The following is a 24,910-nucleotide window of genomic DNA, read 5'->3' as shown; positions in this document are numbered from 1 at the left end:
ACCACACCCTGGCTGATCAGATGATGGGCCAGTCGATTGGCCTGGGTATTGAGTTCGGCGTAGGTCAGCGAATGCTCGCCATGAGCGGCAGCCAGAGCTTGGGGACGCTCGGTCACTTGTTGTTCAAACAGGCCATGGACGGAGCTGTCGCGTGGATAGTCCGTCGCGCTGTCGTTGAAGCGGTGCAGCAGTTGTTCGCGCTCGGCCTCAGGCAATACGGCAATGCTGTGAAGCGCAGTATCGGGGCGTTTCTCCAGCACATCGATCAGATTTTCCAGCGCACACAAGAGTGTGTCGCACACCCTCTGAGCGCCAATCTCGACCATGGCCAGGGCGGTAAAGGCAAAACCGGTGCCCAGATCATCCACAGACAGGGTCAAGGGATAGTTGGTGCGCTCTTCGTTGCTCAGGCTTTCGATGCCGTCCCAGGCCGACACAGCCTGGCTGGAGGTCATGTCCACTGCGCTATGACGATAGTTGAGCAAGGTGTTGAACAGTGGTGCAGGCGCGGCAACGCCACTGCAACGCTGGGCCAGTGCCAGTGAGGCATGCTCATGCCCAAGCAGAGCCGTCAGCCCCGAATGAGTGGATTTCAACCCCTCGACTACGCTGCGAGCATCGATATCCACTCGCAGCGGCAAGGTATTGATAAACATGCCCAGGGCGCGGTCGGAGCCTTCGCCGCCCTGCATACGGCCCATCAGTACAGTACCGAAAACCACCTGATCGCGACCGGAAGCCGCACGGGCAACGAGTGCCCATGCCAGATGCATGAGGCTGGCCGCACTGCTGCCCAGTTTGCGGGCCTGGGCGCGTACTCGACGACTCAGTTCGTCACTCAGGGCAATGCTGGCCTCTTCTATACCCGTTCCGTCGCCACGCACACCTTCCTGACCATAGGCCAGGGTCGACTCTTCGATATCGGCCAACTGACTGCGGAAGAAAGCTTCATGATCCTGCTCGGTCAGTCCCAGGCAAGCCTGAGCGACGTAATTGCGGTAAGGCATCGCTGCTGGTAGCGCGTCACCCTCGCCGACCATGAAAGCCTGCATTTCATGACGCACCACCTCAAGAGCTGTGTGATCGAGCACCATGTGATGGAACATCAGCAACATGATCCAGCATCCATTGCTGCGGTCATGGGCACAGGCCAGACGCATCAGCGGTGCCTGGCCAAGATTGAGGCTGTGGTGTTGCGTAGAGAATCGTTCACGAATCTGCAGGGCGATGTCGCCATCCACAGGGTTCAGCTCAAGGGTATCGACCACCAGTTGCGCCTGACGCCAGACCACCTGTACCGGGCTTTCAAGACCTTCCCAGAAGATCGACGTACGCAAGGTATCGTGACGTTCAATCACCTTCTGCAGGGCCGTGGCAAAGGACTCGATACGCGACTGATCCCTGACTGTAAAAGTCGCCTGGAGGACGTAAGGGTCCCCCTGGATGGCAGAGATGTGATGGTAAAGAATGCCCGACTGCAACGGCGCCAGCGGATAGATGTCCTGAATATTGGCCGCACCACCCGGCACAGTGGCCACGATACGGTCCAGAGCACTCTGGTCAAGACTGACCAGCGGCAGCAATTCAGGAGTGATGCGGGTGCAACCCGGCTCTATCAGGTTGGCCGGCACCACAATCTCACGGTTCTGGCCAACGGCAGCGGCCAGCGCCGCAACAGTCGGCTGACTGAACAGGATTCGTACATCCGCCGACAGACCCTTGCGGCGCATGCGCTCGATCAGGGTCACCGCCAGCAGCGAGTGGCCGCCCAGTTCGAAGAAGTGGTCATGACGACCCACACGCTCGACCTGCAGTACTTCGGCCCAGATCTGCGCCAGGGTGGTTTCGGTTTCGCCAATCGGCGCTTCGTAGCCACGGCTGATCAGCGCTTGCAGATCCGGGGCCGGCAAGGCTTTGCGGTCCAGCTTGCCGTTTGGTGTCAGCGGCAGTTTTTCAAGATGCACATAGGCCGCCGGGACCATGTATTCCGGCAACTGGCCTTGCAGATGGACTTTGAGGGTTTCCAGATCGACTTCGGCAACATTTGAAGTGAAGTACGCTACCAAGCGTTTATCGCCCGGCACGTCTTCACGGGCCATCACTACCGCTTCCTTCACGCTTTCATGGCGCGCCAGCTTGGCTTCGATTTCGCCCAGCTCGATACGGAAACCACGGATCTTCACCTGATCGTCGTTACGGCCCAGATATTCGATATTGCCATCGGCCAGCCAGCGACCCAGATCGCCGGTGCGGTACATCCGCGCTCCGGTGTTGAACGGATCGTCCAGGAAGCGCTCGGCGGTCAGGTCGTCACGGTTCAGGTAACCACGGGCCACACCGGCACCGCCGATATAGATTTCGCCCGGCACACCCAACGGCACCGGCTGACGGTATTCGTCCAGCAGGTAGAACTGGGTATTGGCCACCGGCTTGCCGATATGCGGTGCAAAGCCTTCTTCGCGATCCATTGCCACCCAGCTTGAATAGGTGGTGGTTTCCGACGGGCCATAGAGGTTGCACAGGCGTTTGACGGCCGTTTCGGCAAACAGCTTCTCGACCAGCGAACCTTTGAGCGCTTCACCCGCCACGTTGACGGTATGCACGCCCTGCCCCAGACCGCCCGACTCCAGCAGCGCCTTGAGCGCCGAAGGTACGGTGTTGATCAGGGTCACATCATGCTCACCCTCTTGCAGGGCCAGCACGTTCTTCACCACTTCAATGCGGCCGCCCGAGATCAGCGGTGCAAAGCACTCGTAGACCGCCAGGTCGAAGTTCAGCGAAGTCGAGAACAGGGTTTTGGCCAGCACCTCAGGCGCAAACGCCTGCTGCGCCCAGGTCAGGAAGTTGACCGTATTGCGGTGCTCGATCATTACGCCCTTGGGCAAGCCAGTGGAACCCGAGGTGTAGATCACATAAGCCAGATGAGCCGGTGTCAGCTCTTCGATCTGCGGATTGGAGACGGATTGATCCTGCCAGGTCACCTTATCCAGATTGATCACCGGCACACCCGCCGCCGAGACCAGTTCCAGAGTCGACGATTGCGCCAACACTGCTGCCGGAGCGCTGTCTTCCAGCATGTAGGCGATACGCTCAGCCGGATACGCCGGGTCCAGCGGTACATAACCGCCACCGGCCTTGAGGATGGCCAGCAGACCGACCACCATTTCGATTCCGCGCTCGACACAGATGCCCACCCGCGAATCCGGCTGCACGCCCTGACTGCGCAGGTAATGCGCCAGACGGTTGGCTCGCTGGTTCAGTTCGGCATAGATCAAATGGTCACGGTCATGAACCACAGCCACCGCATCCGGCGTGCAATCGACCTGAGCTTCGAACAAACCATGAACGGTCTGGTCGAGTGGATATTCTGCCTCGGTAGCATTGAAGCCGTGCAGCACTTGCTCACGTTCGGTTTCAGGCAAGACCGACAGGCTGCGCAACGGCGCCTGCGGTGTCAGCTCCAGAGCCTCGACCAACTGCTGCAGGGCAGCCTGCACATAGCCACATACGCGCTGGGCACCTACACCTTCCTGCGCCAGCGCGGTCAACAGCAGGTTATCCCCCAAATCATCGACGTTCAGGGTCAACGGGTAGTTGGTGCGTTCCTCGCCGGACAAGCCTTCGATGCCCTTCCAGGCCTCAACGGCCTCTGACGTGACTTCACCGGCAGCGCTATGGCGATAGTTGAGCAAGGCACTGAACAACGGCATGGATGCAGGTACACCGCTGCAGCGCTGGGCCAGTGCCAGCGAGGCATGTTCATGGCCAAGCAACTCGCTCAGCCGTCCATGTGCAGCCCGGACTGCGGCCCGGACACCCTGCTCACCCACCGCAAGACGCAGCGGCAAGGTATTGATGAACAGACCGATGGCACGGTCAGCACCGTCACCACCTTGCATACGCCCCATCAGCACGGTGCCGAACACTACGTCCTGCTTGCCCGCAATGGCACCCAGCACCACACCCCACGCCAGGTGAACCAGACTGGCCAGGCTAACACCCAGATGCCGCGCCTGATGACGCAGGCGCTGATCCAGGCCGGCGGCCAGCAGTTGGCTGGCCTCCTCGACACCGCCACCGTCGCCCTGCACATTCTGCAAGCCGAAAGGCAGCGTCGGCTCTTCCACATCGCCCAGCATGCCACGGAAGAATGACTCATGAGCTTCACGACTGACACCCAGACGAGCCTGGGCCACATAGTTGCGATAAGCAATTGCCTCGCCCAGCTCCTGCTGACGCCCCAGCAACCAGGCCTGCATCTCGTGCTGAACCACTTCCAGCGCGGTATGGTCCAGCGCCAGGTGATGGAACAACAGCAAGGCGACACACCGCTGATTGACGGCATCTTCAGCAAACCGAATGCGCAGCAAGGGCGGCTGCGTCAGATCGAGACGGAAATGCCGTGGGTCGAAACGCTCCTTCAACTGCTCGGCAATATCGCCCTGAGCCGGATCCAGGCTGACTTCTTCGACACTCAGACGTGCCTGGCGGCAGACCACCTGGACCGGACTGTCGAGACCTTCCCAGAAGACCGCCGTGCGCATGATGTCATGGCGGTCGACAACGGCCTGTAAGGCCTGGACGAAGTCATTCAGACGTCCACGGTCGGCAAGACCGAACAATGTCTGCAAGACATAGGGATCACCCTGCTCGGCCGCCAGGTGGTGATAGAGAATACCTTCCTGCAAAGGCGCCAGAGCATAGATGTCCTGAATATTGGCAATACCACCCGGCACGCTGGCCACCAGATGATCGATGGAGACCTGATCCAGATCCGCCAGCGGCAGCATGGCGGGCGTGATGCGCTGGCAATCGGCGGCGATGACATTGGCCGGGACACTGATCTCATGATTATTACCAACAGCAGCAGCCAGAGCCGCCAGCGTCGGCTGGCTGAACAGCACCCGCACATCGGCGCTCAGACCTGCCTGGCGCATGCGCTCGATCAGGCTGACAGCGAGCAGCGAATGGCCACCCAACTCGAAGAAATGGTCATGACGCCCCACACGCTCGACCTTGAGCAACTGTGCCCAGAGTGTCGCCAGGGTTTCTTCGACAGGACCTTGAGGGGCCTCATACTCACGACTGGCGAAGGCTTCGGCACCCGGTTCAGGCAAGGCACGACGATCCAGCTTGCCGTTGGCGGTCAGCGGGAAGCTTTCCAGCATGACAAAGGCCGCAGGCACCATATACTCGGCCAGCGAGCCAAGCAACTCATCGCGCAGGGCCTGAGCACTGAGTTCGATCCCGGCCTGTGCAATCACATACGCAACCAGACGCTTCTGGCCAGGCGTTTCCTGATCGGCACGGACCAGTACTGTGGCGTCGGCAACGCCAGCGCAGGCGCCCAGGCGGGCGGCGATTTCACCCAACTCGATCCGGAAACCACGGATCTTGACCTGATCGTCGTTGCGCCCCCGATACTCGATGCCACCGTCAGGCCGCCAGCAACCAAGGTCGCCAGTGCGGTACAGCATGGCATCGTCGCCCGCAGCAAACGGGTCGGAAATGAACTTCTCAAGAGTCAGATCAGGGCGATTCAGATAGCCCTTGGCGACACCATCGCCGCCAATATAAAGCTCGCCCGTCACGCCAAGCGGCGCGGGCCGCAGGTGCTCATCCAGGATATAGACGCGACTGTTGCCCACCGGTCGGCCGATGGGAATAGCCGGGCCTTCGACTCGCTCGATTTCCCAGGTGGTGGAAAAGGTAGTTGCTTCGGTAGGACCGTAACCATTGAGCAAGTGCTGAGGAGCACCGTTTTCCAGGACCCGTGCAATGACGGCCGGGTCAAGAACATCCCCGCCAACGATCAGGTAGCGCAGACGGGCAAATGCTTCATACAGACCCGATGCATATTGATGAAACAGACCCGCCGTCATCCACGCCACGCTGACTGACTGCTCAAGCAGCAAACCGGCGAAATGCTCACGGGACAACAGCACATCCTGATCCACCAGCACCACGCAGCCACCATTGAGCAGCGCGGCCCAGACTTCCAGCGTGCTGGCATCGAATGCCGGGTTGGAGGCGAAGGCTACGCGGTCCGCAGCATTGAAGTCGGCATACCCGTTATCGATGACCAGACGGCTGATTGCACGGTGGGTGACCAGTACCCCCTTGGGCGTTCCGGTAGAACCGGAGGTGTACATGACATAGGCCGGCGCACCGCCCTCCACTGCCACCTGCGGTGCCGCATCCGCCTCGCCATCCAGTTCCAGGTTATCGAGCTCCAGGCGAAGAATGTCCGCCAGCGACTCACGACTGCTCAGGCTCAGCAACACACGTGCCTGGCTGTCCTCAAGCATGAATTGTTGACGCTCGGCGGGCGCATTGACGTCCAGCGGCACATACACCGCACCGCACTTGAGAATGGCCAGTTGGCTGATCAGCAGTTCGAAAGAACGCTCAAGTTCGATAGCCACTCGATCACCGGCCTGGACACCTGCTGTACGCAAATGAGCCGCCAGTGCGTTGGCACGGGCATTCAACTGACCATAACCGAGTTGCTGCTCGCCATGTACGGCCGCCGGCGCGTCAGGATGACGTTCGGCATGTGCCTCGAACAACGCTGTTACGCTGCTGTCACGTGGATAAGGCCGGGTCGTGTCGTTGAATGCCACCAGCAACTGATTGCGCTCTGCATCCGGCAGCAAGTCCAGCGCGCTCAAGGCCTGACGCGGATCATGCTCCAATGCCTCGGCCAGTTGTTCGAAGGCCCCCAGCAGGTATTCACCGATGCGTTGGGCGCCGATCTGCGCCAGCGCAAGAACGCTGATCGAAAAGCGGTCGCCCAGGTCGTCTATCGATACCGTAATGGGATAGTTACTGCGCTCTTCGCCACCCAGTATCTGCAGACCATGCCAGGCATCTCGTGCCTGTGCGGTGACTGCCTGTGCCGCACTGCCGTGACGATAGTTGAGCAGCGAGCCGAACAGCGGCGTCGGAGCGGCCACACCACTGCAACGCTGGGCCAATGCCAGCGATGCATGCTCATGGCCCAGCAGACCGGTGAGACGCAGATGCGCAGCCTTGATACTGGCATCCACACTCTGGGTGCCCAGCTCGAGGCGCAATGGCAAGGTATTGATAAACATGCCCAGGGCGCGGTCGGCCCCCTCGCCACCCTGCATCCGCCCCATCAGTACGGTGCCGAACACGACATCCTCGCGACCGGATATGCGGCCCAGCACCTGAGCCCAGGCCAGATGGGCCAGGCTCGCAGTACTCACGCCGAGCCGGCGCGCATGAGCACGCAGACGCGTCCCCAGAGTTTCCTCAACGGGCAAGCGGACTTCTTCGATGACCGCATCCGGGTTCAGTGCATCGGTGAAACCGAATGGCAGGGACGGCTCTTCCACATCCGACAACATGTCGCGAAAGAACGCTTCATGCTCCTCACGCCCGCTCCCGGTGCGCGCCAAAGCCACGTAGTTGCGATAGGGAACTGCCTCAGGCAGAGCGTCTTCGGTCCCCAGCAGGAATGCCTGGGTTTCATGTTGCACAAGTTCCAGTGCCGCGTGGTCCAGGGCCGTGTGATGAAACAGCAGCATGGCCACCCAGCGCGAGTTGAGCGGATCAGCCGCCCAGACAAGGCGCATCAACGGAGCCTGACGCACGTCCATACGGTAGTGACGCGGGTCGAAACGCTCTTGCAGTTGCGCGACTATGTCCCCGTCGGCCGGGTTCAGAGCGATTTCATCGAACCCCAGCCGGGCTTCTTGCCAGACCACCTGCATGGGCTCGTCGAGTCCTTCCCACACGATGGCGGTACGCAGAATGTCATGACGGTTGATGACGCCTTGCAGCGCCCGGGCAAAGCTTTCCAGCGTCTGCGGACTTTCTGCACTGAAAACCGTGTGCAGGACATAGGGGTCGCCCTGGGAGGCAGAAATATGATGGTAGAGAATACCCTCCTGCAACGGTGCCAGCGGGTAGACATCCTGCACGTTGGCAGCCCCACCGGGTACGCTTTCGACGATACGGTCAATCGCCTCCTGGCTCAGTCCGGCAAGAGGCAGCATATCGGGCGTGATGCGGAAGGCAGGACTCAGCCAGTCGCCGCCGTTTCTCTTCACCAGGTCGATAAGCGCATGCTTGTGCTGGCGCATACTGTCCATCAGCGCATCATCGAAACCTTCGTCATCGCCCAGAATGACAAGGTCACCTTCCTCGTGCTGGAGGCGGATCGGGTGACCGGAAATGATAGCCATCAATTCGTTGAAGAGCATCGAATAACCTGCGCTGTATGAGTTCTGGAGAAGTCGACGAGAAACAGAAAACGACTTCGCGAAAAAGGCAAAAGGCCGCCTTTCTAGGGTGGGAAAAAACTAGAGCATCGGTTCTGGACTGTCTGTCACGGTATGTGGGGACAGGCGAAATGCAGGACATCTGGGGGTTTGGGAAAGCGGCGTCCCCGTGAATGGGGACACCGCAGATCAGCACAGAGGCGGGTCAGATACGGCGTTTGCGTTGCTGAGTGGGAACACGGGAAACCGAAACTTCGACAGTGCGCAGAGGCACCAGCGATGCCGCGACGGCGGCCAGTGTCGATTGTCCGAACAGCACACGCACATCGGCTTCCAGCCCCTCCTGGCGCATGCGCTCGATAAGCGTGACCGCCAGCAGCGAATGCCCGCCCAGTTCGAAGAAGTGGTCGTGACGCCCTACTCGCTCCACCTTCAGCAACTCGGCCCAGAGCATGGCCAGCCGGGTTTCGTTTTCGCCCTGAGGTGCTTCGTAACGATGCGTCACGTACGCATTGCTGTCAGGCAGCGGCAGGCGCTTGCGATCCAGTTTGCCATTGGGCGTCAGCGGCAAGGCTTCGAGACGTACATAAGCGGCAGGCACCATGTACTCAGGCAATTGCGCCTGCAAGTGGGCTCGCAATAACCCGCTGTCGACCACCAGCTTCTCGCTCTGCGGCGTGTAATACGCCACCAGCCGCACATCGCCGGGCTCGTCTTCCCTGGCCAGGACGACCGCGTCCCGAACCGCTTCATGACCAGCCAGGCGCGCTTCGATCTCACCCAGCTCGATACGGAAGCCGCGAATCTTGACCTGATCGTCATTGCGCCCCAGGTACTCGATATTACCGTCCGGTAACCAGCGTCCCAGATCGCCGGTGCGGTACATCCGCGCCCCGGGAACATCACTGAACGGATCATCGAGGAAGCGCTCGACCGTCAGTTCGTCACGGTTGAGATACCCGCGCGCCACACCCGCTCCACCAATGAAAAGCTCGCCCGCAACGCCCATCGGCACAGGGTTCAGATATTCATCCAGGACATGGAATTGGGTATTGGCAATGGGTTTGCCGATATGCGCACTGAAGCCGCTTTCCCGATCCATCGCGACCCAACTGGAGTAAGTCGTGGTTTCCGAAGGCCCATAAAGGTTGCACAAGCGCTTGACCTGAGTCTGCTCGAACAGCTTTTCCACAAGACTGCGTTTGAGCGCTTCACCCGCCACGTTGACCGTATGCACGCTCTGGCCCAGCCCGGTGGACTCCAACAGTGCCTTGAGCGCGGAGGGTACGGTATTGATCAGCGTGACATCATGCTCACTTCGCTGCAATTCGAGGGCATTTTTCACCAGATCGATGCAGCCTCCTGTGCTCAGCGGAGCGAAGCATTCGTAGACCGCCAGGTCGAAGTTCAACGAGGTGGAGAACAGGGTTCTGGCCAGCACTGTCGGCTCGAAGGCACGCTTTACCCAGGTCAGGAAGTTGACCGTGTTGCGATGCTCGATCATTACGCCTTTGGGCATGCCGGTAGAGCCGGATGTGTAAATCACATAAGCCAGGTGCGCAGCGCTCAGGCCGGGAATATCCGGGTTTTCCGGTGATTGTCCGAGCCAGGTGCTGTTGTCCAGGTCGATCACCGGGGCACTGGTGGCAGACAGCAGACCGAGAGTCGGCCCATGCGCCAGCACCACTGTCGGTGAGCTGTCCGCCAGCATGTAGGCGATACGCTCGGCCGGATAGGCCGGGTCCAGCGGTACATAGCCGCCACCCGCCTTGAGGATGGCCAGCAGTCCCACCACCATTTCCGTACCACGCTCCATGCAGATAGCCACCCGGGCATCGGGTTCGACACCCCGGGCGCGCAAATGCCAGGCCAGACGGTTGGCACGTTCGTTCAACTGACGGTAGTTCAGTTGCTCGCCGCCATGAATCAGCGCCGGGGCATCAGGCGTACGCAGCACCTGAGCCTCGAACAGCCCATGAACGGTCTGTGCCGGCGGGTAGTAGTGCTGCGTATCGTTGAAGCGGGCCAGATGCAGACGTTCCGCCTCATCCGGCAACGCAACCCCGTGCACAGGCTGTCCGGCATCGGCCACCATGGCGCGCAGCAGACGCTCCAGATAACCGCGATAGCGCTCGATGGTTTGCGGATAGAACAAGGCAGTGGCGAACTCCAGGCTGCCCTGCAACTGGCCGTTGATTTCTCCGAGATCCAGGGACAAGTCGAACTTGGCACTGTTTCTCGGTGCGCCAATGCCTTCCAGTGTCAGTTCGCCCAACTGAAGGTCGACACTTTCATTGTTCTGCCACGACAGCATGGCCTGGAACAGCGGGCTGTGGGCCAGACTGCGAACCGGTTTGACCACCTCGACCACATGCTCGAAAGGCAACGCCTGACGCGCCTGGGCTTCCAGGGACAAGACTCTGACCCTGTGCAACAACCGGGCGAAGTCGGGTTTGCCGGACAGATCGATCGGCAGTGCCAGTGTATTGACGAACAGACCGATCAGCCCTTCGACTTCTGCATTCATGCGGTTGGCGACCGGCGAGCCGATCACCACTTGCTCCTGACCGGAAAGACGCGAAAGCGTAGCCGCCCAGGCCGCCAGTACCGTCATGTACAACGTGGTGCCATGGCGTTTGCTCAGTTCCTGAAGTTGCGCAGTCAACTGTGCATCGAAGCAGACCGGTATCGCGGCCCCCGAATAGTCCTGCTGTGCCGGACGCGGTCGATCGGTGGGCAGTGTCAGCACTGCCGGAGCATCGGCCAGTGTCGTGCGCCACCAGTCGGTCTGGGTCGACAAGGCCTCGCCCTCCAGCAAGCGACGTTGCCAGGCAGCATAGTCGGCATACTGCACGGTCAGCTCCGGCAGAGGATCCGGCTCGCCACGCACAAATGCCGCGTAAAGCGCACCCAGCTCAGTTGTCAATACGCCCATGGACCAACCATCGGAAACGATATGGTGCAGGGTGACCAGCAGCACATGCTCTTGCTCCGCCAACCGGATCAACTGTCCGCGGATCAGCGGCCCGTGTTGCAGATCGAAGCTTTGCAGCGCTTCCTGTCCGGTCAGTTCGTTCAAGGCAGCCGACGGATCTTCCAGCTTCGAGAGATCAACCTGAGTCAGCGCAAAACCGCTATCTGCCGGCAGGATATGTTGCACCGCCGCACCGCCCGAAGGCTGTACAAAACAGGTACGCAAGGCCTCGTGCCGCGCCACGATGCGGTCCAGGGCACGCTGCAGCGCAGAGAACTCCAGCTCACCCTTGAGGCGCAGACCGGCCGGCAAGTGATAGGCCGCGCTGGCACCCTCCATCTTCGCCAGGAACAGCAAACGCTGCTGGCCGAATGAAAGCGGCAAGGCCTCATTACGCGAAACGGGGGTGATGGCCGGCAGAGTGCTGCGTGTCGCCAGCGCAATCTGTTCGGCTACTGCACACAGTTGCGGACGGGCAAACAGCTCGGCCAGTTGCAGCTCCACACCCCATTGCTGGCGAACCAGAGACACCAGACGCATGGCCAGCAGCGAGTGCCCGCCCAGTTCGAAGAAGTCATCGTCGCGTCCGATCCGCTCGACCTTGAGCAACTCGGCCCAGATCGCGGCAAGACTGAGTTCCTGCTCCCCGCAAGGCGCTTCGTAGTGACGTTCAATATCCGCTTCAGGAGCAGGCAACGCCTTACGATCCAGTTTGCCGTTGGGGGTCAGGGGCAGTTTTTCCATGTGCACGAACACAGTGGGCACCATGAAGTCCGGCAAGTCGGCCAGCAAGGACTCACGCAACTGGCTGTTCGCACAGTTTTCGCCGGTGTAATAGCCCGCCAGCCGCAGATCGCCATGGGCATCCTTGACGGCTACGACCACTGCTTCGCGAATACCCGGTACAGCGCCCAGTCTGGCTTCGATTTCTCCGAGTTCGATGCGGTAGCCACGAATCTTTACCTGGAAGTCGTTGCGGCCCAGGTATTCGAGGCTGCCATCGGGGCGATAGCGTGCCAGGTCGCCGGTGCGGTAAAGACGCGCTCCGGGCTTCGATGAAAACGGGTCATCGATAAAGCGTTCGGCCGTCAGTTGCTCCCAGTTCAGATAGCCACGGGCCACACCGTCGCCGCCGATATACAACTCGGCAGGCACGCCCATGGGGACGGGCTCGCCCTGCTCGTCCAGCAGGTAGAAACGGTTATTGGCAATCGGACGGCCGATACTGACGCTGGCCGAAGCCTTGTCGCTGGCATCGAACTCCAGCGCCGATGACCAGATGGTGGTTTCGGTAGGGCCATAGACGTTCCAGAGCGTGCCGACTCTTGCGGCCACTCGTTGTGCCAGGTCGAGAGGCAATGCCTCGCCACCACACAACGCCTTGAGCCCGGCAGCTCCCGACCAGCCGGAATCCAGCAGGAGTCGCCAGGTGGCCGGCGTGGCCTGCATCATGGTCGCACCGCTCTGAGCGATCGCTTCGGCCAGCAATACAGGGTCCTGAGCCCCGTGACGGTCGAGCAGTACCGTACAGGCGCCACAGATCAGCGGCATGTAAAGCTCCAGACCGGCAATGTCAAAGCTGATGGTGGTCAGGGCCAGCATGCGATCTTGCGCTGTGGCCTGAACCATGTCGCGCATGGCGCACAGCAGGTTGACCACACCGCGCTGTTCGAGCATTACACCTTTGGGTCTGCCGGTGGAACCGGAGGTATAGATGATATAAGCCAGCTGTTGCGCATCGGTTTCACGCTCCACAGGCGATGTCGGGCCTGAGCGCCAGTCTGCATCGCGGTCCAGAGCGATCACCGGAATACTGCCGCTGTCCAGACCGTCAGGCACGCTGCCCAGTGTCAGCAAGGCCACCGGAGAGCTGTCGGCAAGCATGTAGTTCAAGCGATCGGCCGGATAGCCGGGGTCCAGCGGCACATAACAACCGCCCGCCTTGAGAATCCCCAGCAAGCCCACCAGCATTTCCAGGCCACGTTCGACACACAATGCGACCGGAGCATTCTGTCCGCCAAGCAATGGTGTCAGGCAGTGCGCCAGTCGATTGGCCTGTTGATCCAGTTGACGATAGGTCAGGCTCTGCTCGCCATGTACCACCGCTACGGCATCGGGCGTGCGTTGTGCCTGAGTCTCGAACAGCCCGTGAACTGTTGCCTGATCCGGATAAGCGCTATCGGTATCGTTGAACGATGTCAGCAAACGCAGGCGCTCGGCATCAGGCAGTATCGAAATACGACTCAAGGCAGTCGCCGGGGCCTGTTCGAGAGCTTCAAGCAGGTTTTGCAAGGCGCACTGCATGTAATCGCACAGTGCCCGGGCATCGATGCCTCCGCTGGCCTGAACCGTCAGAAGATACCCTGTACCCGTATCGTCTACCGCCAGCGACAAGGGATAAGCCGTATGTTCATGGGCCTCAAGCCCCTGGATACCCTGCCAGGCGGTGTAAGCCTGTGCAGAGTCGTCCGCTGCGCTGTGACGGAAATTGAGCAACGCACCAAACAACGGAGCCGGTGCTGCCACACCACTGCAACGCTGTGCCAGCGCCAGAGGTGCATGTTCATGCTCAAGCAGCCCGCTCAGACTTGCATGCACCTGTCTGACTGCCTGGGCCACAGCCTGCTGCCCGAGTTCCACACGGATCGGCAAGGTGTTGATGAACATGCCCAGCGCCCGGTCTGCGCCGTCCCCGCCGCGCATCCGCCCGACCAGCACCGTACCGAATACCACATCGTCACTTGCCGAGACACGCCCCACCACCAGGCCCCATGCCAGGTGATAGAGACTGGCCGCACTCACGCCCAGGCTTCGGGCTAGGCTGCGGACACGCTGAGCGATGTCGCTATCTACCGTGTCGTGGATTTCATGCATCACGCCTTCGGATACCTGCTGGCCAAACGGCAAGGTAGGTTCGCGGACGTCTTGCAGCATGTCGCGGAAGAAGCGTTCATGGGCTGCTTCATCGGCCCCCAGGCGCACTTGAGCGATATAATTCCGGTAAGGAACCGGCTCAGGCAGCGGTGCCGCTTCATCCAGTAACAGGCTTTGTATTTCGGACACCACCACATCGAAGGCCACGTGATCCATGATCAGGTGGTGGAACACCAGCGCCACCACGTAGCGCTGGTTCGCAGAATCCCAGGCGTAAGGCATGCAGATCAGGGGTGCCTGGCTGATGTCCATGCGGAAATTCAGCGCATCGAACCGCTCGCGCATCTGTCCGAGAATATCGCCATCCTTCTGGTCCAGCTCAACGCATTCGCTGGACAGCGTGGCGTGTCGCAAGACCACCTGCACAGGCGCTTCAAGACCTTTCCAGAACACTGCCGTGCGCAGAATGTCATGGCGCTCGATCACTTTCTGCAAAGCCTGCATGGCAGATTTCAGACGGGCTTCATTATCCATTGCGAGCAATGACTGCAGGATGAAGGGGTCGCCCTCGCGTGCCGCGACATGGTGATACAGGATGCCTTCCTGAAGCGGCGCAAGAGCATAGATGTCCTGCACATTGGCCACCCCGCCGGGTACGGCAGCGACGATATCGTCGATGGCTGTCTGATCAAGGCTGGCCAGCGGCAGCATCCAGGGTTCGATCCGCTGGCAGTCGGCAGGAATCAGATTGGCCGGCACCTGAATGTCCTGCTCAGTCGTCAGGGAGGCGGCCAGTGCCGCCAGCGTAGGCTGGTTGAACAGCACCTTGATATCGGCGCGCAAACCCTCCTGGCGCATGCGCTCGATCAGCGTCACTGCCAGCAGTGAATGACCGCCCAGAGAAAAGAAGTTATCGAAGCGCCCTACACGCTCCACCTTCAATACCTGTGACCAGATACTGGCCAGCAAGGCTTCCACCTCATCTGACGGAGCCTCATAAACACTGCTTGTCAGTGCCTGCGCGTCGGGAACAGGCAACGCCTTCTGGTCAAGCTTGCCATTGTTGTTCAAAGGCCAGTGCTCCAGGCGCACGAAGGCCGAAGGCACCATATATTCCGGCAGGGCTTCACGCAGCCAGGCCTGGACGCTCTGGACTGTCAGCAGCGATTCGGCCGATTCGGCAGTGTAATACGCCACCAGTTGCTTTTGCCCCGGCACGTCTTCGCGGATCACGACCGAGGCCTGATGCACGCCCGGACAGGCTTTGAGGCGCGCATCGATCTCACCCTGTTCGATACGGAAACCGCGAATCTTCACCTGGCCGTCGCCACGGCCAAGATGCTCGAGGCTGCCATCTGCCCGCCAGCAACCACGGTCGCCGGAGCGATAGAGCCGCGCACCCTCGACAGGACTGAACGGGTCGCTGATAAACGCCTGGGCGGTCAGCTCGGGACGATTCAGATAGCCGTGCGCGACACCATCGCCACCGATGCATATTTCCCCGGCAACACCGATGGGAACCAGTTGCTGACGGGCATCGAGTACATAGACCTGAGTATTGGCCAGCGGCTTGCCGATGGGCACATTGCTCATCTGCGGCGGAACATCGGTCACGTGCAGAGTGGTCGCGTAGGTGGTGGTTTCGGTCGGACCGTAGCAGTGGATCAAGCGCAGATCCGGAGCAATGGCCAGCAGGTCGCGGAACACTTGAGGGTCGGCCCGCTCACCGCCACACATCAGAATGCGCAGCCCTGCCAGGGTTTCGCCGATCAGGCTCACGTACTGGTTGAATACCGCAGTGGTCACGAACAGCGAGGTAACAGCCATCGCCACCAGCTCTTCGGCCAGGCGTGGCGGGTCCAGCAGCAACTCATGGTCGATCACTACCACTTGCCCGCCATTGAGCAGCGCGCCCCAGACTTCCAGGGTGCTGGCGTCGAATGCCGGATTCGAGGCGAATGCCAGCCGGTCATTGGCGTTGAAATCGGCAAAACCGTTGTTGCGTACCAGTTTCACAATGCCACGGTGCGCCACGATCACCCCTTTTGGGGTGCCGGTAGAGCCCGAGGTGTACATGATGTAAGCCGCCGACTCCGCAGTGTTACTGTTTTGCGGGTCATGGTCCGGCTGACTGCTCACATCGAGCAGGTCCAGATCCAGACGCTCTGCACCTTCCGGAATCTCACGGCCATGCAGAGTCAGTAACTGACGGGCACCGCTGTCACGGACCATGAAGGCCTGACGGTCCAGCGGCGCATTGACGTCCAGCGGTACATAGAGAGCGGCACATTTGGTGATCGCCAGTTGCGCCACCAGCAGATCAAGCGAGCGCGGCAGCAGAATAGCCACTGCATCGCCCGCCTTCACTCCCAGCCCCGTCAGGTAATGGGCCAGACGGTTGGCACGACTGTTGAGTTCGGCATAGCTCAGCGTCCGATCACCGTGCACGGCGGCAACGGCGTCAGGTCGCTCGGCAACCTGCGCCTCGAACAGAGGCTGAAGCGTCTGGTCCCTTGGGTAATCCGTGGCAGTGGCGTTGAAGCTTTCCAGCAGGCGCTGACGCTCCTGGAGTGCAATGACCGGCACATCGTGCAGAGCCGTCTGCGGACGGTCATCAAGAGCTTCGACCAGTTGCTGCAAGGTGTAGGCAAAGGTGTCGCAGACACGTCGGGCACCGATTTCCTGCATTGCCAGCACACTGACGGAAAAACCTTCGCCCAGGTCATCCACGGAAATGGCCAGTGGATAGTTGGTGCGCTCTTCGTTACTCAGGCTTTCGATGCCTTCCCAGGCCGACAACGCCTGACCAGAGGCCATATCGGCGGCACTGTGACGATAATTGAGCAACGAGTTGAACAGTGGCGAAGGTGCTGCCACGGCACTGCTGCGTTGTGCAAGAGCCAGCGAGGCATGCTCGTGACCCAGCAATGCACTGAGGCGCGCATGGGTGGACTTCACACCCTCGACCACACTGCGTCCGTCGATATCCACTCGCAGCGGCAGTGTGTTGATGAACATGCCCAAGGCACGGTCTGCACCGTCGCCGCCCTGCATCCGGCCCATAAGCACCGTACCGAATACCGTTTGGGCGCGACCACTGGCCTTGCTGGCCACCAAAGCCCAGACCAGATGCATCAGGCTCGCGGCACTGACACCAAGCTGGCGGGCCTGCATCCGTACCCGCTGGCAAAGCCCGATATCCAGCTTCAGGTGGGCCTCTTCGATATGGCCGCCATCATCGGGCAGCGAAGCCTGACCATAAGCCAGAGTCGGCTCATCGACATCGCCCAGCATGTCGCGGAAGAAGGCTTCATGTTCTTCCTGACCCAGCCCCAGGCGAGCCTGAGCCACGTAGTTGCGGTACGGCACGGCAGCGGGCAGCGAATCGGCCTCACCCAGCATGAAGGCCTGCATCTCCTCACGCACCACATCCAGCGCAGTATGGTCCAGCGCCAGGTGATGGAAGATCAGCAACATGACCCAGCTGTCGCCATCACGAGCACAGGCCAGCCGAATCAAGGGCGCTTCGGCCAGATCGAGGCGATAGTGACTGCTGGCGAAACGCTCGCTCAACTGCTCGGCAATGGCGCCGTCGCGAGGGTCGGGTTTAAGGAACTCCACACTCAGGTCAGCTTCACGCCAGACCACTTGCAACGGCTCGCTCAGCCCTTGCCAGACCACCGCGGTGCGCAGAATGTCGTGACGCTGGATCACATGGCGCAGAGCGTTGGCAAATGCATCGAGACGTTCCCTGCTCCTGACCGAGAACGTTGCCTGCAATACATAGGGGTCGCCCTGCTCGGCGCTGATGTGATGGTAAAGAATGCCCTGCTGAAGCGGTGCCAGCGGGTAGATATCCTGAATATTGGCAGCCCCTCCGGGAACCGTTGCCACAACCAGATCCAGAGTATTCTGATCCAGCTCGACCAGCGGCAACATATCCGGCGTGATACGGGTGCAGCCCGGCTCGATCAGGTTGGCCGGTACACGGATTTCCGTACCGCTACCCACCGCAGCCGCCAGGGCCGCCAGCGTCGGCTGGCTGAACAGCACCCGCACATCGGCGCTCAACCCTTGCTGACGCATTTTCTCGATCAGCTTGACCGCCAGCAACGAGTGGCCGCCCAGCTCGAAGAAGTGGTCGTGACGCCCGACGCGTTCAACTTGCAGTACTTCAGCCCAGATCTGCGCCAGGGTGGTTTCGACATCACCTTCCGGTGCTTCGTAGCCACGGTTGATAAACGCCTGTTGATCCGGCGCTGGCAGAGCCTTGCGGTCCAGCTTGCCGTTATTGGTCAGCGGCAGGCTGTCCAGCTGTACATAGGCCGCCGGGACCATATAGTCCGGCAACTGGCCTTGCAGATGACTGCGCAGGACCTCCAGATCGATATCGGCTTCCGTCGAGGTGAAATACGCCACCAGACGCTTGTCGCCCGGCACGTCTTCGCGCACCAGCACCACGGTCTCCTTGATCGCCTCATGGCTGGCCAGACGGGTTTCGATCTCGCCCGGCTCGATACGGAAACCACGGATCTTCACCTGCTGGTCATTCCGGCCACGGTATTCCACCGTGCCATCGGCCAGCCAGCAGGCCAGGTCGCCGGTGCGATACAGACGGGCTGCCGGGTCGATGCTGAACGGATCAGCGACGAAGGCCTGTTCGGTCAGGTCAGCACGGTTCAGATAACCCAGTGCCACACCATCGCCACCGATATACAGCTCGCCGGTGACACCCAGCGGCACCGGCTGCTGACGGGCATCCAGCACGTACAGGCGGGTATTGGCCAGCGGCTTGCCAATCGGAATACTGCCCTCGCCCACGGTCTTGATTTCGTGGGTGGCCGAGAAAGTCGTTGCTTCGGTCGGGCCGTAGCCGTTGAGCAGATGCTCGGGCGCGCCATTTTTCAGGACCTGAGCAATGACGGAAGGATCGAGTACATCGCCACCCACGATCAGATAGCGCAGTTTCGCAAAGGCCTCATACAGGCCCGAGGCGTATTGATGGAACAAACCGGCGGTCATCCACAGCACGCTGACCGACTGTTCCAGCAGCAGCGCCTTGAAGTCGGGCAACGACAGCAGCACCTCCTGATCGACCACCACCACGCAACCGCCATTGAGCAGCGGCGCCCAGACATCCAGGGTGCTGGCGTCGAAGGCCGGGTTGGAGGCAAAGGCCACGCGATCTGAGGTCGTGAACTCGGCATAACCGTTATTGATCACCAGACGGGCAATGGCACGATGCGGCACCAGTACCCCTTTCGGCGTGCCGGTGGAGCCCGAGGTGTACATGATGTACACCGCGCTTTCACTGCTGCAGCCCAACTCCGGGTTATCGCCGTGCTGCGCGGAAAGGTCGAGGCGGTCCAGGTCAATGCGGATAGCGCCTTGCGGCACCTCCAGATCGCCATGGGTCAGCACCTGACGCGCGCCGCTGTCCTGCACCATGAACGCCTGACGCTCCTGAGGAGCATTGACGTCGAGCGGCACATAAATACCCGCGCACTTACTAACGGCCAGTTGCGCTACCAGCAGATCCAGCGAACGCGGCAGCAGGATCGCCACCGCATCGCCTGCAACCACACCCTGGCTGATCAGATGATGGGCCAGTCGATTGGCCTGGGTATTGAGTTCGGCGTAGGTCAGCGAGTGCTCGCCATGAACGGCGGCCAGGGCTTGGGGACGCTCGGTCACTTGTTGTTCAAACAGGTCATGGACGGAGCTGTCGCGTGGATAGTCCGTCGCGCTGTCGTTGAAGCGGTGCAGCAGTTGCTCGCGCTCGGTTTCCGGCACTACAGCGATATCCGTCAGACCTGCTTCCCCGCCTGCTTCCAGTGCGCTGACCAGATTTGTCAGTGCAGAGGCCATATAGGTGGCGACACGTTGCGCGCCGATCTGCAAGGTAGCCTGAACGTGGAGCGCAAAGTGCTCACCGAAGTCATCCACCGACAGTATCAACGGGTAGTTGGTCCGCTCTTCGGCACTCAGGGTTTCAATACCCTGCCAGGCACTCAGAGTCTGCTCATCGAGGATTTGTCCGGCATCGGCACTGTGCCGATAGTTCAACAGGGCACTGAACAGCGGCGTCGGGGCAACCACCGAGCTGCAACGCTGAGCCAGGGCAAGCGAGGCATGCTCGTGACCCAGCAGTTGAGTCAGGGCGGCATGCGTGCTCGCCACCCCGGCCTGTGCACTTTGCCCGGCCAGACGCACACGCAGTGGCAAGGTGTTGATAAACATCCCCAGGGACTGTCCTGCACCCTGCCCGGCCTGCATACGGCCCAGCATGACGGTACCGAACACCACATCGTCGCGTCCCGACACTACGCCCAGCACCCGGGCCCAGGCCAGATGGCAGAGGCTGGTCGCACTGACGCCGAGCTTCCGGGTCTGGGCACGCAGACGCTGCCCCAGCTCTGCGGGCAGCGCCAGATGCGCATCCTCGATGCCGTTACCGTCGCCCAATACATCCTGCTGACCGAACGGCAGTGTCGGCTCGTCCATATCGCCCAGCATTTCGCGGAAGAACGTTTCATGGCTCTGGCGCTTGCCTGGCTGACGCGTCTGCGCCACATAGTTGCGATAAGGTACGGGGGCTTCGAGGGTTTTAGACTGACCGGTCAGAAAAGCCTGCATTTCATGCTGCACGATTTCCAGTGCGGCATGATCGATGGCCAGATGGTGAAACAGCAGCATGGCCAACCAGCGATGATTGGCCTTGTCCTCGCTGATTACCAGCAGCAACAACGGTGCCTGACCGATATCCAGACGGTAGTGACGAGGATCGAAGCGCGCCTTGAGTTGCGGCAATACGTCTCCGGCTTCCAGTTCCGCAGAGATATCCTGAACACCCAGCTTCGCTTCACGCCAGACCACCTGTACAGGCTCCTCCAGGCCTTCCCAGACCAGGGAGGTGCGCAGAATATCGTGCCGGTCGATCACACTCTGCAAGGCGTCGATGAAGTCACTCAGGCGCTCGCGGCTGGTCAGGGTGAATTCGCTCTGCAACACATAGGGGTCGCCCCGCTCGGCCGTCAGGTGATGGTAGAGAATCCCCTCCTGCAACGGTGCCAGCGGATAGATGTCCTGCACATTGGCTGCGCCGCCCGGGATACGGGCCACGATCCGGTCGATGGCGGCCTGGTCCAGGGCCAGCAATGGCAGCATATCCGGCGTAATGTGCTCACAGCCCTGGAAAATGCCGTTTTCGGGCACTGTCTGTAGGTTCTTCAGAGCGCTGGCATAAGAGCCGTCCTTGATAGACTCGATCAGCCTTGCCTTGTGTTCACGCAGCAAGGCCAGGACGGCCGGTTCGGCCAGAGACTGTTTACGACCGCGTACAGCCAGTTGGTCGCCCGCGACGGAAAGCTCTACGCCTTTTTCTTCCAGTACTGCCAACAGTTCGATCAAATTCACAGGAAAATCTCCGTTTTTTCCATCGCAGCGGCGTATTTCGCGAGGGTAGGTTGTTCAAACAGGGTTTTGACGTCGGCTTCCATACCCGCCTGACGCACTTTCTCCATCAGGCTGACCACCAGCAGCGAATGTCCGCCCAGCTCGAAGAAGTGGTCATGGCGTCCTACCCGATCGACCTTGAGCACTTCAGCCCAGATCTGTGCCAGGAGAATTTCGGTTTCGCCTTCCGGTGCTTCGTAGCCACGGCTGATCACTGCCTGCTGGTCCGGCGCAGGCAGCGCCTTGCGATTCAGCTTGCCGTTAGGTGTCAGCGGTAAATGTTCAAGATGGACATAGGCCGCAGGCACCATATAGCCCGGCAACTGGTCTTGCAGAAGCGTCCTCAGCGTTTCCAGGTCGACCTCGGCAGCCGTCGACGTGAAATAGGCCACCAGACGCTTGTCACCCGGTACGTCTTCACGAGCAATGACCACCGCTTCCTTCACGCTTTCATGACGCGCCAGCCTGGCTTCGATCTCGCCCAGTTCGATGCGGAAGCCACGGATCTTGACCTGATCGTCGTTACGGCCCAGGTATTCGATACTGCCGTCTGCCAGCCAGCGGCCCAGATCGCCGGTACGGTACATGCGCGCGTCGATGTCACTGTTGAAAGGGTCATCCATGAAGCGTTCGGCAGTCAGATCGTCACGGTTCAGATAACCACGCGCCACGCCATCACCACCGATATACAACTCGGCAGCCACGCCCATGGGCACCGGCTCGCCCTGCTCGTCCAGCAGGTAGAAGCGGTTGTTGGCAATCGGACGCCCGATACCGACACTGGTGGAGATCTTGTCATTGGCATCGAATTGCAGCGACGACGACCAGATGGTGGTTTCTGTCGGGCCGTAGACGTTCCAGAGTGTTTCCACCCGGGCCGCCACACGTTGCGCCAGATCCAGAGGCAGCGCCTCACCACCGCACAAGGCCCTGAGCCCGGAAGCACCGGACCAGCCGGAATCCAGCAAGAGTCGCCAGGTGGCGGGGGTTGCCTGCATCAGCGTGGCACCGCTATGGCTGATGGCCTCGGCCAGCAATTGCGGGTCATGGCTATGACGACGATCCAGCAGCACGGTACGGGCACCGCAGATCAGCGGCATGTAAAGCTCAAGCCCGGCAATGTCGAAGCTGATGGTGGTCAGGGCCAGCATGCGATCTTGCGGTGTCGCCTGAACCATGTCGCGCATGGCGCAAAGCAGGTTGACCACGCCACGCTGCTCGACCATCACCCCCTTGGGCTTGCCGGTGGAGCCGGAGGTGTAGATCACATAAGCCAACTGCCGGGAATCGGCTTGCCCGCTGACCGGGCCGGTCGGTCCTGTGCGCCATGATGCCTCAGGTCCGAGATCGATCTTCGCCACACGACCGCACGACAGGCCTTGCGGTATCCGCCCCAGGGTCAGCAAGGCAACAGGTGCGCTGCTGTCGAGCATGTAGTTCAAGCGATCGGCCGGGTAATCCGGATCCAGCGGTACATAAGCGCCGCCAGCCTTCATGATTGCCAGCAGACCGACCACCATCTCGATACCGCGCTCGACACAGATCGCCACCCGGGCATTGGCAACCACGCCCTGCTCGCGCAAATGACAAGCCAGGCGATTGCTACATTCGCTCAGTTCGGCGTAGCTCAGTTGCCGATCTTCATGCACCAGGGCAACGGCATCTGGCGTGCGTGCCGCCTGGGCTTCGAACAGACCATGGACGGTCTGCTCGAGCGGATATGCCACACGGGTCGCATTGAACTGCGAAATCACCCGGTCACGCTCTTGAGCCGGCAGAATGGAGACATCCCGCATTCTTGAAAGCGTTGCCCGCTCCAGCGCATCGGCCAGGCTCACCAGCGTCTGCTGCACAAAGTCACAGACGCGTCTGGCACCTACATCAGCCGAGGTCATGATCGAGAAGGCAAAGCCCTGACCTTCGTCATCCACCGACAGCGTCAATGGATAGTTGGTGCGCTCTTCACCTGTGAGCAGTTCTATGCCCGCCCAGCCATCCATGCCTTCACGAGTGCGGGATGTTCCCGTATGGCGGTAATTGAGCAAGGCACTGAAGAGAGGCAATGGCGCTTTTACAGCACTGCAGCGCTGCGCGAGCGTCAGTGAGGCATATTCGTGGACAAGCAGTCCGCTCAGACGGCGGTGAGTGCTTCTGACCGCATCCTGAACGTTGATATCACCGACACTCACGCGCAACGGCAAGGTGTTGATGAACATCCCCAGAGCACGATCGGAACCCTCACCGCCCTGCATCCGGCCCATCAACACCGTGCCGAAGACCACTTCTTCCTTGCCAGTGACCCTGGCCAGGACCTGCGCCCATGCAAGGTGATAAAGACTGGCCATGCTGACGCCAAGCCCGCGCGCCTGCTGGCGCAGTCGCTGTGTCAGACCGGCATCCACGCTCTGGCGAACCTCTTCGATACCGCTGCCATCGCCCTGCACATCCTGCAGATCGAACGGCAGGGTCGGCTCGTCGATATCCCCGAGCATATTCTGGAAGAACGCTTCGTGCTCTTCGCGGCTGGCTCCAAGACGGGCCTGGGCCACGTAGTTGCGGTAAGGCACCGAGGCTGCCAGCGTATGCTCGGAGCCTTGCATGAACGCCTCGATCTCATGGGACAGTACGGCCAGCGAGGTGGCATCGTCTATCAGGTGATGGAACAGCAGAATGGCCACCCAACGCTCGTTGAGCGGATCCTGCGCATAGGCAATGCGCATCAGGGGAGCCTGACGAATGTCCAGCCGGTAATGGCGCGGATCGAAACGCTCATGCAGACGGGTTTCAATATCGCCATCAGCGGGGTCAAGATTTACGGCTTCGACAGCCAGTTTCGCTTCGCGCCAGACTACTTGCAGCGGCTCGTCCAGACCTTCCCACAGCACAGCCGTGCGCAGGATGTCGTGACGGGCGATAACGGCCTGCAAGGCCTGGGCAAAAGCTTCGATCCGGCTCTCACTGTCAAAGCCGAACATCACATATTGCAGGTACGGGTCGCCAACGGATGCCGCCAGGTGGTGATACATGATCCCCTCCTGCAGCGGTGCCAGCGCATAGATATCCTGCACATTGGCCACGCCGCCCGGCACGCAGTCCACGACCGTGTCGATCTGCTCCTGACTCAGACGAACCAGTGGCAACATCTGCGGCGTAATACGCTCACAGCCTGCAGGAATCAGGTTGTCGGGAACAACCACACCGTGAGTCCCGCCGCCCACTGCTGCCGCCAGGGCTTCAAGGGTTGGCTGAGCAAACAGCACACGCACATCGGCGCTGAGATTCTGCTGGCGCATGCGCTCGATCAGCTTCACCGCCAGCAGCGAGTGACCACCCAGCTCGAAGAAGTGGTCATGACGAC

The 24,910-nt window shown here is 60.7% G+C and carries 3 protein-coding genes; all 3 read right to left on the bottom strand.

The genetic code is table 11. From position 1 onward, the window contains the following. Positions 1-8,231 (bottom strand): non-ribosomal peptide synthetase (locus JSY17_RS25220; protein ID WP_206403335.1); only part of this gene is annotated, 8,231 nt, incomplete at its 3' end. 223 nt (positions 8,232-8,454) lie between these two features. Continuing rightward, a complete protein-coding gene (locus JSY17_RS25215) occupies positions 8,455-21,513 on the bottom strand; it encodes a non-ribosomal peptide synthetase (RefSeq protein WP_206403333.1) in 13,059 nt (4,352 codons plus the stop codon). Continuing rightward, positions 21,510-24,910: non-ribosomal peptide synthetase (locus tag JSY17_RS25210; protein ID WP_206404923.1), on the bottom strand; the 3,401-nt coding region annotated here is incomplete at its 5' end. The genes JSY17_RS25215 and JSY17_RS25210, both read right to left, overlap by 4 nt.

Source organism: Pseudomonas capsici, from assembly GCF_017165765.1.
GTDB lineage: Bacteria > Pseudomonadota > Gammaproteobacteria > Pseudomonadales > Pseudomonadaceae > Aquipseudomonas > Aquipseudomonas capsici.
Note: the sequence above shows the minus strand (reverse complement) of the source record. Positions and strands in the feature narration are given on the sequence as shown.